Consider the following 13,948-nt stretch of genomic DNA (forward strand, 5'->3'; position numbering starts at 1 on the left):
TGAGGCGCTCGATGAAGCTGTGCGAATGGTCAGTCGGTCAGCGCCCGCACGACGGCGTCGGCGAGAAGTCGACCGCGCAGGGTGAGGACGATTCTCCCCTGCAGTGCCGCTGCGCCCTCGACAAGACCGTCCGCGATGAGTGCAGCGACAGCCTGCCGGGACTGAGGTTCGAGCTCCGAGATCGCGAAGCCCTCGCGAATTCGGCTACCGAGCAGCACACGCTCGAGCAGTTGGGCTGCTGCATCCGGTACTTCCCTGCCGGCCGCGGGAGATTCCCCTACCGAGAGCCGCTGTGCGTAGGCCGCCGGATGCTTCACGTTCCAGAATCTTGTACCGGCAATGTGCGAGTGTGCCCCCGGGCCGAACCCCCACCAGTCGGTTCCCTGCCAGTACGCCAGGTTGTGACGAGACCGCTGGTCGGTGGACCGCGCCCAGTTCGACACTTCGTACCAGTCGAATCCGTCGGCCTCCAGCAGGTCGTCGGCGAGTTCGTACATCTCGGCCTGCAGGTCATCGTCGGGGGCAACGACCTCGCCACGGCGAATCTGGCGGGCAAGCTTCGTCCCGTCTTCGATGATCAGGGCGTACGCCGAGAGGTGATCGGGTTTGAGCTCAAGAGCCGTCTCGAGCGAGGTCCGCCAATCTTCCAGCGACTCCCCCGGAGCGCCGTAGATCAAGTCCAGGCTCACCGCGAGCCCCGCCCGCCGCGCAGCGGTGAGGGCGGTCACGACGTTGGCGGGTTCGTGAGTGCGATCCAGGGCCGCCAGCACGCGCGGAACAGCCGATTGCATGCCGATCGAGAGACGGGTGACTCCGGATGCGGCAAGCTCGGCCGCGACCGCATCCGTCACCGTGTCGGGATTGGCTTCGACCGTGACTTCCGCACCCGCGTGCAGGCCGAACGATTCACGAACACCGTCAAGCATTCGCGTCAGGTCGCCCGGCGGGAGCAACGTGGGTGTCCCTCCGCCGAAGAATACTGTCGAGGCGGGCCGGATCTGACCCAATCCGCCGAGCACGTCGCGCGCGAGGGCGACCTCGGAAAGCAAAGTGTCGGCGTAGGCATCCTGCGGAGCGCCGTGCAGCTCCGCAGATGTGTAGGTGTTGAAGTCGCAGTAGCCGCACCGTACGCGGCAGAACGGCACGTGCAGATACACGCCGAAATCGACGGCCTGATCGATAACCGTCCCGGACGGCAACGACCCATCCGTCGGCACCGGATCACCGAGCGGGAGAGCAGAGCCCATCGACTACGCCGGCGTTGTGTACAGCGGCGAGATCGCCCGCAGATAGCGAGTGAACAGCTCGCGACGTCGTCGGCGACGCAGAGCGGCGAAGCGGTAGAGCAGCGAGACTGCAGCATCGAACGCGCGGACGGTGAACCAGACCTCGTCGTTGTCGTACCACTCCACCATGAACGACTCTTCGCCGCTGACGACCGAATCGCCCACCGTACCGAGCGCGAATCCCACGCGTCGAGGCTCTTCGACGGTGAAGATCACGCGGAGCTCAGCATCCGCGTTCATTCCCTTCACGCGACCGTCGACGCGGATGGTCGTCCCGCCTGCCACGTACGGAGTCCCGTCGGCGTCGAACCGCTGGTCGGCCTCGAGCCTGCTCGGCGCTGTCGGGTTGCCTTCGGCGTCGAAGCTCACACCCGAGTACATGGGTCCGGATGCCGGGCGCACATCTTTGACCGTGAGCCCAGCGCCGCGCTGCGCCGTCCACGAAAGGAGGGCGTCACCTGCGGTCTGGAATCGCGCTTCACCGCTGCCGATTCGCCACGATTCTTCGGCGGCTACGCTGCGCTCGGGCGGATACTGCAACAGGTCGGGCGCCTGCGTCGCGCCCACAGCGGCGTAGTCGACTGTTCCCTCTCGGAAGGTTCCGCGGCGCATGGCGACAGCCTACTTCGCGGCCTTCGTCTCGGTGTCACCCGAGAGCGCGGCGATGAAGGCCTCTTGTGGAACCTCCACACGCCCGACCATCTTCATGCGCTTCTTGCCCTCTTTCTGCTTCTCGAGCAGCTTGCGCTTGCGGCTGATGTCGCCGCCGTAGCACTTGGCCAGAACATCCTTGCGCATGGCGCGGATCGATTCGCGCGCGATGATCCGCGCGCCGATGGCCGCCTGAATGGGCACCTCGAACTGCTGGCGAGGGATGAGCTTCTTCAGGCGCTCGGTCATCAGCACGCCGTAGGCATACGCCTTGTCGCGGTGCACGATGGCACTGAAGGCATCCACGGCTTCGCCCTGCAAGAGGATGTCGACCTTCACCAGGTCGGCGGCCTGGTCGCCGCTCGGTTCGTAGTCGAGCGAGGCGTAGCCCGCCGTCTTCGACTTCAGGTGGTCGAAGAAGTCGAAGACGATCTCGCCGAGCGGCATCGTGTAGCGGATCTCGACGCGGTCTTCACCGAGGTACTCCATGCCGAGCAGCGTGCCGCGGCGCGACTGGCAAAGCTCCATGATGGTGCCGACGTAGTCCTTCGGGGCGAGGATCGCTGCTTTCACCATCGGCTCGGTCACGCTCGAGATCTTCGTGCCGGAGGGGAACTCACTCGGGTTGGTGACGATGAACGTCTTGCCATCATCGGTCTTTACTTCGTACGTCACCGACGGCGCGGTAGCGATCAGGTCGAGGCCGAATTCGCGCTCGAGGCGCTCGGTAATGATCTCGAGGTGAAGCAGGCCCAGGAACCCGCAGCGGAAGCCGAAGCCGAGCGCCACGGACGTCTCGGGCTCGTAGTTGAGCGAAGCATCCGACAGTTTCAACTTGTCGAGCGCTTCACGCAGCACCGGGTAGTCGCTGCCGTCGATCGGGTAGAGCCCTGAGAAGACCATCGGCTTGGGGTCGGTATAACCCGGCAGAGCCTGTTTCGACGGCTTGGCGGCGTTGGTGACGGTGTCGCCCACCTTCGACTGGCGCACATCCTTCACGCCCGTGATCAGGTAACCGACCTCGCCGACGCCGAGACCCTTCGTGGGGTTCGGCTCGGGTGAGGAGACACCGATCTCGAGCAGTTCGTGGGTGGCGCGGGTCGACATCATCTGGATCCGCTCGCGCGGGCTGAGGGTGCCGTCGATCATTCGCACATACGTGATAACACCGCGGTAAGAGTCGTAGACCGAGTCGAAGATCATCGCGCGGGTCGGCGCCGTCGGATCGCCCGTGGGCGGCGGAATCTGTCGGACGACCTGTTCGAGCAACTCTTCGACGCCCATACCGGTCTTGCCGCTGACGCGCAGGACGTCCTCGGGCTTGCCTCCGATCAAGCTCGCGAGCTCTTTGGCGTACTTCTCGGGATCCGCCGCCGGCAGGTCGATCTTGTTCAGCACCGGAATGATCTGCAGGTCGTTCTCGAGAGCGAGGTAGAGGTTCGCCAGGGTCTGCGCTTCGATGCCCTGCGCAGCATCCACCAGCAGAATCGCGCCTTCGCACGCGGCAAGCGAACGGCTCACCTCGTAAGTGAAGTCGACGTGACCTGGGGTGTCGATCATGTTGAGCGCGTACGTGCCGCCGTCCACCGCCCACGGCATCCGCACCGCCTGACTCTTGATCGTGATGCCGCGCTCACGCTCGATGTCCATCCGGTCGAGGTACTGCGCGCGCATGTCGCGATCAGAGACGACTCCGGTGATCTGCAACATACGGTCGGCAAGGGTCGACTTGCCGTGATCGATGTGGGCAATGATGCAGAAGTTGCGAATCAGCTCCGGCGGGGTCGCGGAGGGCTCGAGTGGCTTCAGGGCGCGCGGTGACATATCGAGACAATTCTATCTGGGCGGACCGCGCCGCCTGCGCGTTGCTCTGCTGGGGCGGACCGCGCCGCCTGCGCGTTGCTCTGCTGGGGCGGACCGCGCCGCCTGCGCGTTCCGCTCGCGACCAGCCTGGCAACCCGTCGTGCACTCCGATGCCTGACATACCCTGGAGCCATGATCGTGCAAGTGGTTCTCGTGCACGGCATCCGAACGTCCGCGAGCATGTGGCGCGCCCAGGTCGATTACCTCCGAGCCCGAGGGAACGGCGTCACTGCGGTGGACCTCCCGGGGCACGGGTCGCGCATGGACGAGGCGTTCACGCTCGAAGGTGCGTTCGCGACGATCGATGATGCTGTTCAGGATGCCGCGACCCGGGGCCCTGTTCTGCTTGTCGGACACTCCATGGGCGGCCTGCTGTGCACCGAATATGCAGGTTCCGAGGAACCGCCTCCGGTGGCCGGCTTCATTGCTGCATCCTGCACGTCGATACCCCGCGGAGCGGGCTTGGCGGCGTACCGGCTGTTGACGCGCGCCTTCGACTCACTCCCCGATCGCGGGATGTCACTGACGAACCGCATGCTCGACCGAATCCTCCCCGACGAGACACGCGAGGATTTCGGCGCCGGTGGCTATTCGCTGGACGAGCAGCACGCCGCACTGGCGAGCCTCTCGGTCCTCGATCTGCTTGCAGCGCTGGCGAGAATCGACGTACCACTGTGGTTCGTGAACGGTCAGTTCGATCAGCTGCGCATCAATGAGCGGCTCTTCTTGCAAGTAGCGAAGCACGCCGAACTGATTGTCGTGCCTCGCACAACCCACCACGTCACGGTCATGCGGCCGACCGTTTTCAACGCAGCGCTCAATCTTGCGATCGCGACCCTCGATCAGTCGTCGGGTGCACATTCCGATCCCTGATAGACTCGGTGATTGACTTGCGTGCGGGGTCCCACCTTCGCACGACGTCGCGAGCGGCCCCTCTACCCGTAACGCGACACAACCCCGCATCCACTAACTGAAGGACGTCGAACGTGGCGAATATCAAGTCGCAGATCAAGCGCAACAAGACCAACGAGAAGGCACACGAGCGCAACAAGGCCGTGAAGTCCCAGCTCAAGACCGAGGTGCGTCGCACCCGCGAGGCCATCGCCACCGGCGACAAGGCTGTTGCCGAGAAGGCACTCGCAACCGCGACCAAGAAGCTCGATAAGGCCGTGAGCAAGGGCATCATCCACGAGAACCAGGCTGCGAACCGCAAGTCGGCCATCGCGAAGCAGGTTGCTGCGCTCTGAGTCCACTCAGAACTTGACGAAGCCCGCCCTTTGGGGCGGGCTTCGTTGTTGGTTTATGGGGCTCTAGGACCCGAACGGCGCGCGCGTGGCGATGACGGTGACGAGCCGTTCCAGCGCGAACACCGGATCACGGGAGCCGCCCTTGACCTCGACATCGGCGCGCGCCGCGGACTGAATAGCGAGCCCGAGAGAGGTCTCATTCCACCCGGACAGGTCGCGGCGAGCCCGATCAACTTGCCAGTCCTTGAGGCCGAGCCGCGCGGCCAGTGCGCCGGCTGGCTCACGGCTGCCGGCGACTCGCGCCATCGTGCGCAACTTCGATGCGATGGCGGCCACGAGCGGTACCGGGTCGGCGCCCGAGGCGAGCGCGTGCCTCAACGTGAGGAGTGCCTCGCCGTAGCGGCCGGCGATGGCGGTGTCGGCGACGGCGAACGCAGATGTTTCGACCCGACCGCCGTAATAGCGCTCGACGATCTGCTCGGTGATGTCACCCGGTACGTCGGCGATGAGCTGCTGACACGCCGCGGCAAGTTCGGTCAGGTCGTCGGCGAATGCCGACACGAGCGTGCGGAGGGCAGTCGGTGCGATGCGTCGCTGTGCCGAGCGGAACTCCCCGGCTGCGAAGTCGAATCGATCGGAATCACGCTTGATCGCCGCGCACGCGACTTCTACTCCACCACCGGTGCCGGCTCTCACCGCATCGAGCAGCTTTTTGCCGCGCTGAGTCGCGCCGGTGTGACGAAGGATCACGGTGGCACCCTCTTGGGGCGTCTCAAGGTACGAGAGCGCCTCAGAGAGGAAGGCGTCGGAGCACTTCTCGACGCCGGTGATGCGCAAAAGCCGCGGCTCACCGAACAGGGAAGGCGAGGTGAGCGCAAGCAAGGAGCCGGCCGGATAGTCGTCTGCGCGCAGATCAGAGACTTCGAGGCTGGGATCTTCGGCCCGCAGGTAATCGCGCACCCCAGCGATGGCGCGTTCGGCGCAGACCTCTTCAGGGCCGGACACCAGAACGATGGGTGCGGGCTGCGCCGCGCGCCACGACAACTGCGGAATCGAGGAACGTTGCCCGCCCGTTGATCGCTGCGCCGATGTGGCGGGTCGTCGTGCTGCGGGGGCCATGCGATCCAGCCTACTGATGACCCTCGACGTGCTCGCGCCAGAGCGAGAGCCGACTGCCGTCGAGCCAGACCGCGAGGATGCCCTCCGTGTCTGTGCGTGCCACGGCGGCGTCGCGGTCGATGAACGGCGCGAGGGCTTCATCGCGGGGGTGGCCGTAGTCATTGTCGATACCGACGGTGACCAGCGCAAGCGACCCGGCGAGCATCGCGTAGAGCTCGGGTTCCTGGTCGGCGCTGCCGTGGTGAGCAACCTTCACGACGGCGTAGGGCGGCCGCAGGTCGCCCGTTGCGATCAGTGCGCGCTGTGGCGAGGCCGACAAATCCCCGAGCAGGATCGTGGCCGGGATTCCGCCACCGCGGATATCCAGGACGACGCTCGCATCATTTCCTCCCGAGAATGCGCGGCTCTCCCCCGCAGGCCAAAGTACGCGCCACTGCGCCGCACCGAGCGTGCCCTGTTGGCCCGCGGCAGCAGGGCTCGGTGACGCGCCCGCCTTCTCCATGTGCCGCAGGAGTCGTTCGTCCTCGGGCGAGGTGATCGGTCCGTGCAGAAGCATCCCCACCCGCCCTTCGACAGCGGCGATGCCACCCACATGGTCGAGATCGAAGTGCGTGACCACGAGCAGGTCGAGACGCTGAATGCCAGCCCGCGCGAGGCACTCGTCGAGCTTTGCTGGATCGGGGCCGGTGTCCACGAGCGCCACTTGGCCCGCAGAACGCAGTAGCACCGCATCGCCCTGGCCGACGTCGCAGGCGAGCACGCTCCACTTCTGCGGAAGGGTGAACGGTCCGGCGAGCGTGCCGAGCGCTCCCCAGCCGGCGCTGACCCCCACGACAACCGCAAGGATCGCCGCAGCCACGGCGCGCGTCGACGACCTGACGCGCGCATGGCCGACACCACCCGTAATTACGAGCCCGATCGCGAGTCCCACGCCGCTGAGCAGGGCTGCGCCAACCAGACCCTCGCCCCAGGGAAGAAGGTTTCCCGGAAGCCCAGCAATCGTCGTCGCCGTCGTGGCGATCCAGGATGCCGGTAGCCACGCGATCGCGGTGAGTCCGTACTGTACCCACGGCACTGGCGCCGCGAGGCAGGCTGCGAGACCGACGATCGTCGCAACGGGAGCCGCAGGCCCCGCGAGAAGGTTCGCCACGACGCCGTACATCGGGATCGAGGGCGCGATCAAGACCAGGAGCGGACCGCACACCAGTTGTGCCGCCAGCGGGACGGCGAGGGCCAGCGCGAGCGACCGCGGCAGAAAGCGCGCCAGCCCCGTCGTGAGCGGGCGTACGAACAACAACAGCGATGCTGTAGCGGCGGCCGAGAGGGCGAAGCCGAGGGACGCGGCCAGCCAGGGATCGGCGATGAGGAGCACTGTGACCGCCAAACTCAGCACCGCCATGCCCGCGCTCACCCGGCCGAGAAGCAACGCACCCATGGCCACAGCGGCCATGGTCGCCGCACGAACGACGCTCGGCTCTGGCGTAACGAGGAGGACGAAGCCCGCAAGGGACACCAGCCCGACAATCACGCGCAGCCGGCGGCCTGCGCCGAGCGCCGCCGCTGCGCTGAAGGTCAGCGCGACGACGAGAGCGCAGTTGGCGCCCGAGACCGCCGTCAGATGTGAGAGCGACGATGCCTTCATCGCGACGTCCAGCTCTGCGGTGACCGCAGACGTGTCGCCCACGGCGAGTCCAGGGATGAGCCCGGCGCCGGCGCCGGGGAGCCCTGACGCCGACGCCACCAGCCCCTGACGCAGCCCTGCCGCGACCGAAAGCGCACCGGAGGGTGCCGCCACAACGGTGACGCCCCGCGCTGCGCGGACCGTCACGACGGCGCGATCTCCGGGATCGGTGGCGGTGGCTGTGCCCGACGCACGAACGACCGCACCGACATCGAGAGCGCCGGGCAGAGCATCGACATCCTCGGGAGCGACAACCACGACCACCTCGATGTTCGTGCGGTGCTCATTCGGCCCGAGTCGCCACCACACCGCGCGGGCGTCGAACGCGAGCGACCCGTCGGACCATCGCTCGACTTTGCCGACGACGGTCGCCTCAACTTCAAGCGCGCGCCCACCTTGCCACCCGATCTTCTCGATACTCTCGCGCGCGGGACTCGCGAATGCGACGTGGGAGGCCGTGCTGGCTGCTGCCACAAGGGCGAGCAGCACGACGATGACAGGTATTCGACCCCATGGCGATACTCCACGCGCGGCGACGGCGAGCCCGCACAGGGCCAGGGCCCACAGCGCCGCGGCGAGCGGACCAGCCGCCAGCGGAAAAGTGATCGTCAGAAACGCGGTAACCCAGGCGCCCGCAACGACAGGGAGAAGCCGCAATCGCGCATGAGCACGCATGTCAGACGGTCACGAGATCGCGGAGCGCATCCAGCATCTTGTCGCCGATTCCAGGAACGGCGAGGAGGTCTTCCACACTGGTGAAGCCACCGTTCGCTTCCCGCCAGTCGATAATGCGGGCCGCCATCGCCTCTCCGATCCTCGGGAGCGAGTCCAGGGCCGAAGCATCCGCCGTATTGAGATTGATGCGGCCGTCACCGACGGGTGCGCTCTCGTCAGGAACAGCGCCTTCCGTGGGGACGAGCAATTGCTCACCATCGCCGAGCGGTCGTGCGAGGTTGACGGCGTCCTGATCGGCGAGTTCGGTGAATCCTTCCGCCGCAGCGATCGCATCGACGACCCGCGCGTCGCCGTCGAGGATGTACAGGCCCGGCGCGGCGACCTCGCCGGACACGTGGACGTAGATCACCTCGGTCGATCGCGGGTCCTCGGCATTCGCGTCCAGCGGCACTGACTGAACGGGCGTCGTCGCCGATCGGAAGATGCCGATCGCAACCGTCACCGTGAGAGCGAGAATGGCAACGACGACCGCCGCTCCGAGTCCCAACCGTCGCCGCGCCGAGCCCGGCGGTTGCGCAAGGTTTGAAGACCCGGTGGGCGCGGATGCTGGCACCCCGCCAGGCTAGAAGCCCTGTCTCATCCCCCCGGGCGCACGCCTAACACCGGTGGATGGCCGAGCCGAAGCCCGACCTGGGGAGGAGCGGTTCAGCGTGTGCTGAAGCTGACGACCTTCGGCGCGCGGACGATCGCGCGGACGATCTCTTTGCCGTCAAGGGAGCGCAGCACCTTCTCGTCGTTGCGGGCGAGTTCTTCGAGCGCTGCCGCGTCGATGCGCGCCGGGACGGTGAGTGTCGAACGAACCTTGCCGTCGATCTGCACGACAGAGGTGACCGAATCTTCAACGAGGAGCATCGGGTCAGCCTGACGCCACGGAACGAGACCGACGAACGGCTCGTAGCCGAGGATCTCCCACATCTCTTCTGCCATATGTGGCGCGAACAGATCGAGCACCATTGCGGTAACTTCGGCGGCCTCGCGGACTGCGGGGTCAGCGGGACCCGCTCCGGAGTCGATCACCTTGCGCGTCGCGTTCACCAGTTCCATCAGTCGAGCGATGACGACATTGAACTTCGTCTGTTCGACCAGACCCGGAGCATCCGCCAGCAGTCTGTGCGTCACACGACGCAGCGACTGGTCACCTTCGGCCCACACCACTTCGGGGGCGCTGGTCACATCCGAGGCCACGCGCCACGCGCGGGAGAGGAACTTGTGCGCGCCGGTGGTCGACACGTCCTCCCAATTGATGTCGTCCTCGACGGGGCCTGCGAACGCGATCGCTGTGCGCACGACGTCAGCGCCGGGGTCGACCATGCTCGAGGCGAACTCGACGAGGTTGCCTTTGCTCTTCGACATCTTCGAGCCGCCGAGCAGCACCATTCCCTGATTGATCAGGCTCGAGAAGGGCTCGGTGAATTCGATCAACCCCATGTCGAAGAGGACCTTGGTGATGAAGCGTGCGTACAGCAGGTGCAGAATCGCGTGCTCGACACCACCGATGTACGAATCGACGGGAGCCCACTTGTTGGCCTCACGGCTCGAGAACGCCTCGGTCGGGTCATTGGGCGCGAAGAAGCGCAGGAAGTACCAGGAGCTGTCGACGAAGGTGTCCATCGTGTCGGGGTCGCGCAGCGCCGGCTCACCCGTCTCAGGGTCGACCGTCTGCATCCACTCAGTTGCTCCTCCGAGGGGCGAGGTGCCCTTGGGAGTGAGGTCGAGGCCCTGGACGTCCGGGAGCGTGAGCGGAAGCTGATCTTCGGGAACCGGCACGATTCGGCCGTCCTCGGTGTGGATCATCGGGATCGGCGTGCCCCAAAAGCGCTGACGCGAGATGAGCCAGTCGCGCAGGCGATAGGACTTTGCGGCACGCCCGGTACCGGCGGCCAGGAGCTCGTCGGTAATTCGCGCGATCGCGTTGCGCTTCGACAACCCGTTGAGCGAGCCCGAGTTGATCATGCGACCTTCGCCGGTGAGGGCGATACCGGTGACGGCGGGGTTGAGAGAGTCGAGGGATGCGTCGTCCGCGCCGGGATCGATGGGCACGCCCTGGTCGTCCAGTTCGATGACCGGGATCGCGCCAGTGATGGGCGCGGTGGTGTCGACGACCACGCGCACGGGCAGGTCGAAGGCGCGTGCAAAGTCGAGGTCGCGCTGGTCGTGCGCGGGGACGGCCATGACCGCGCCGTGGCCATAATCGGCCAGCACGTAATCTGCGGCCCAGATCGGCAAGCGCTCCCCATTGACCGGGTTGATCGCGTACCGGCCGAGGAACACGCCGGTCTTCGGGCGATCGGTGCTCTGGCGCTCGATGTCGGTCTCTCTCTGGACCTGCTCGAGGTAATCCTGAAAACGCATGCGGATGTCGGAATCGGCGCCGGTAACAAGTTCTGCAGCCAGGTCACTGTCGGGCGCGACGACGAAGAACGTTGCACCGTGGAGCGTGTCGGGGCGCGTGGAGAAGACCGTGACGCGGCCTTCTCGGCCCTCGATCTCGAACTCGATGTCGGCACCGACGGAGCGCCCGATCCAGTTGCGCTGCATGCGAATGACCTTCGACGGCCAGAACCCTTCGAGCTGGTTCAGATCATCCAGCAGCCGGTCGGCGTACTGCGTGATCTTGAAGTACCACTGGGTCAGCTTCTTCTTGATGACCTCGGCGCCGCACCGCTCGCAGTGTCCATCGACGACCTGCTCGTTCGCGAGCACTGTCTGGTCGTTCGGGCACCAGTTGACCGGGCTGTCTTTGCGGTACGCGAGGTCGCGCTCGTAGAGACGCTGGAACAGCCACTGGTTCCACCGGTAGTACTCAGGATCGCTCGTGTGAAGGATCCGGCTCCAGTCGTAGGACGAGCCGTACTGGCGGAAGCTCTTCTTGTGCTGCTCGATGTTGGCGTACGTCCACCCGCGCGGCTCTGCACCGCGCTGGATCGCCGCGTTCTCGGCCGGCAGGCCGAAGGAGTCCCACCCGATCGGGTTGAGCACGTTGTAGCCGCGGTGGCGCCAGAAGCGTGCGACGACATCGACGTACGCGTAGTTCTCGGCGTGCCCCATGTGCAGGTCGCCCGACGGGTACGGGAACATTCCGAGTACGTACTTGCGCGGTCGCGTGTCGCTGTCATCCCCCGCGCGGAACGGGTCTGACTCTGCCCACCGTGCCTGCCACTTCTGCTGGATCGCATACGCGTCGAAGCCGCCGTCGGCGGGAAGGGCGGACTCGGAGGAAGCGGTCTGGCTCACAGGGGAATACCAATCATGGGGTAGCTGGGGGCGCGAAAGCCCGAACGTCCAGGTTACCGGAACCCTCGCTCACCATCCTGGTGGAAGACTCGCTCCCAGGGCAGCGAGTGGAGCGCGTGCCTTGACCGCGACTTCGGCCACCTCGGCGGCGGCATCCGACTTCCAGGTGATTCCGCCGCCGGCACCGACGTAGGCATCGCCTTCATGGACCACGATCGAGCGAATCACCATGGCGAGATCGAGCGCGCCGTTCGTGCCCACCCAGCCGAAGCATCCCGAGAAGATCCCGCGGGCGTCGCCTTCGAGATCGTGCAGGATCGTCATCGCAGAGAGCTTCGGCGCCCCGGTCATGCTTCCCGCGGGGAAGGTCGCATCGAGCAGCCCACCGACCGTCATTCCCTGGGTAAGCTCCCCCGACACGGTACTCACGAGCTGATGAACGGCAGGGTAGGTTTCGACCTCTAGCAGTCTGTCGACGCCGACCGACCCGGGCGCGCACACCCGAGACAGGTCGTTGCGCATGAGATCGACGATCATGACGTTCTCTGCGCGCTCCTTTTCGCTCGAACGCAGGTCGTCGATCAGGTCTGCGTCAGTGTCGGCATCCGCGCCGCGCGGACGTGTGCCCTTGATGGGGCGGGTCTGCACGCGACCACGCTCGACGGCGAGGAATCGCTCCGGGCTCGCGCTGGCAAGGGCGACAGAGCCAGAGACGACGAGGCCGCCGTGGTGGGCGGGAGTCGCTGCGCGCAGGCGTGCGTATGTGGCGACGGGGTCGATAGGGGATCCGGATGCTGCCACCTCGAACCGTGTCGTGAGGCACAGCTGGTAGGCATCGCCTTCGGCGATGGCCGCACGGCACCGCTCGATGAGCGTCGCGTACTCGGTGGGTGTGTGGCGACTTGTCGCTGCTGCCGCCGCGGCGGGCAGGACGTCCGGAGGCGTGTCGGTGATAAGTCGAAGCTCGCGCAAGAAGGCATCGAGATCATCGGGGTCTGCGTAGGCCCAAGCGACGCCCGAGCTGTGCTCGAAAGCGACGAAGCGCTCGACGCGCACCCAGTGCTCCTCAGGAACGCCGGTGCGATCCTCGCTGCCGGGCGCTCCTGCGCGGGCGGCGGCGGAGTCATAGCCCAGCCACCCCACCCATCCCCCGACGAACGCGCCCGCATGGCCGGCCGAGGGTGCGACGGAGCAGTCGATGGATCGTAGGCACGACAAATCGCTCTCACGAGCGCCGATTCCGACCCAACTCCAACCTGCGACGGCGCCGGGGCCGGCATCCAACCAGAACGACTCTTCGTGCCTGGCCGCCCACCCGCGGTAGACCGCGTCGGGATCCAGCCACTCCTCGAGGCGCCCAGCGACCAACATCTCCGACATCTTCCCAGGCTAGAGCGCCCCGCCCGACCGTAGGCTCGTGGCGTGAACGAGTTCCTGTCCTGGCTGCTCGACACCGTGCAAAGCGTCGACCCGATCGTCCGAACGCTCGTCGCCGGGGTCGCCATCATGCTGGAGACGAGTGTGCTCGTCGGACTCGTCGTACCGGGCGACACCATCGTGATCGTGGCGGCGACTGCAGTGGCAAGTCCGCTCGAGGGCGTCATTCTCGGCATCGCCGTTGTCATCGGCGCGTTGGTCGGCGAGAGCATCGGATATTGGTTGGGCAAGGTTCTCGGGCCGAGCATTCGGCGCTCGCGCTTGGGCCAGCGAATCGGAGAGCACAACTGGATTCGCTCTGAGCGCTATCTCGAGCGCCGCGGAGGGCCTGCCATTTTTCTCTCCCGGTTTCTTCCCGTCCTGCACTCACTCGTGCCGCTGACTGTCGGAATGACCGGCTACCCATACCGCCGGTTTCTCGCCTGGACGGCGCCCGCCTGCATTCTGTGGGCCGCCGCGTACATCACCGTTGCCTCGCTTGCCGCAGGCACCTACCGCGAACTTGCCGATCAGTTGCATTTCGCCGGCTACATATTCGTCGGCGTCATCGTGCTGTTCCTGGTGGCGGCATACGTAGTGAAGAAGATCATCCACCATCGCGAGCGGGCTCATCTCTCGATCGACGAGGACACGCCCGATGCGCTCAAGAACGCGACAACGTCACTTCTCGCGGAGGAGGACGTGGAAGACTGAGA

11 protein-coding genes are annotated in these 13,948 nt (G+C 66.1%); 3 read left to right on the forward strand and 8 right to left on the reverse strand.

Going from position 1 to position 13,948, the window contains the following annotated elements:
• Positions 1–29 precede the first annotated feature (29 nt).
• From hemW to lepA, 3 genes are read right to left on the reverse strand one after another with little or no spacing between them, the layout of a single operon-like run.
• Positions 30–1,247 (reverse strand): radical SAM family heme chaperone HemW, encoded by a 1,218-nt coding sequence (hemW, locus tag LG299_RS02055; RefSeq protein WP_404433051.1) that lies wholly within the window; start codon positions 1,245–1,247, stop codon positions 30–32.
• Between the two features lie 3 nt (positions 1,248–1,250).
• Positions 1,251–1,898: a DUF1990 family protein gene (locus LG299_RS02060; RefSeq protein ID WP_404433053.1), complete on the reverse strand. Its 648-nt coding sequence runs from the start codon at positions 1,896–1,898 to the stop codon at positions 1,251–1,253.
• A gap of 9 nt (positions 1,899–1,907) precedes the next feature.
• Positions 1,908–3,761 (reverse strand): translation elongation factor 4, encoded by a 1,854-nt coding sequence (gene lepA, locus LG299_RS02065; protein WP_404433055.1) that lies wholly within the window; start codon positions 3,759–3,761, stop codon positions 1,908–1,910.
• 171 nt (positions 3,762–3,932) lie between these two features.
• On the opposite strand from lepA, the gene LG299_RS02070 reads away from it, so the two are divergent.
• Both LG299_RS02070 and rpsT read left to right on the forward strand, forming a co-directional pair.
• Positions 3,933–4,673 (forward strand): alpha/beta fold hydrolase, encoded by a 741-nt coding sequence (locus LG299_RS02070; RefSeq protein WP_404433057.1) that lies wholly within the window; start codon positions 3,933–3,935, stop codon positions 4,671–4,673.
• A gap of 113 nt (positions 4,674–4,786) precedes the next feature.
• The gene (gene rpsT / locus LG299_RS02075; RefSeq protein ID WP_404433059.1) at positions 4,787–5,047 is read left to right on the forward strand and encodes a 30S ribosomal protein S20; all 261 of its coding nucleotides are present in this window, start codon (positions 4,787–4,789) and stop codon (positions 5,045–5,047) included.
• 63 nt (positions 5,048–5,110) lie between these two features.
• On the opposite strand, the gene holA is transcribed toward rpsT, so the two are convergent.
• The 5 genes from holA to pabB form a co-directional block, all read right to left on the reverse strand.
• Positions 5,111–6,166 carry a DNA polymerase III subunit delta gene (holA, locus tag LG299_RS02080; RefSeq protein WP_404433061.1) on the reverse strand — a complete coding sequence of 352 codons (1,056 nt, stop codon included), beginning with the start codon at positions 6,164–6,166 and terminating at the stop codon, positions 5,111–5,113.
• Between the two features lie 10 nt (positions 6,167–6,176).
• A complete protein-coding gene (locus LG299_RS02085) occupies positions 6,177–8,522 on the reverse strand; it encodes a ComEC/Rec2 family competence protein (RefSeq protein ID WP_404433063.1) in 2,346 nt (781 codons plus the stop codon).
• 1 nt (position 8,523) lies between these two features.
• On the reverse strand, positions 8,524–9,135 hold the full coding sequence (locus LG299_RS02090) for a helix-hairpin-helix domain-containing protein (protein ID WP_404433065.1): 612 nt from the start codon (positions 9,133–9,135) through the stop codon (positions 8,524–8,526).
• Between the two features lie 92 nt (positions 9,136–9,227).
• Positions 9,228–11,816 (reverse strand): leucine--tRNA ligase, encoded by a 2,589-nt coding sequence (gene leuS / locus LG299_RS02095; RefSeq protein ID WP_404433067.1) that lies wholly within the window; start codon positions 11,814–11,816, stop codon positions 9,228–9,230.
• Between the two features lie 69 nt (positions 11,817–11,885).
• On the reverse strand, positions 11,886–13,196 hold the full coding sequence (gene pabB / locus LG299_RS02100) for an aminodeoxychorismate synthase component I (protein ID WP_404433069.1): 1,311 nt from the start codon (positions 13,194–13,196) through the stop codon (positions 11,886–11,888).
• Between the two features lie 42 nt (positions 13,197–13,238).
• Here pabB and LG299_RS02105 point away from each other — a divergent pair, with 42 nt between their 5' ends.
• Complete coding sequence (locus tag LG299_RS02105) at positions 13,239–13,946, forward strand: DedA family protein (protein WP_404433071.1); 708 nt, start codon at positions 13,239–13,241, stop codon at positions 13,944–13,946.
• The last annotated feature ends 2 nt before the right edge of the window (positions 13,947–13,948 follow it).

The sequence above is a fragment of the Microbacterium lacus genome (assembly GCF_044794305.1).
In the GTDB taxonomy this organism is placed as follows: Bacteria; Actinomycetota; Actinomycetes; order Actinomycetales; family Microbacteriaceae; genus Microbacterium; species Microbacterium lacus_B.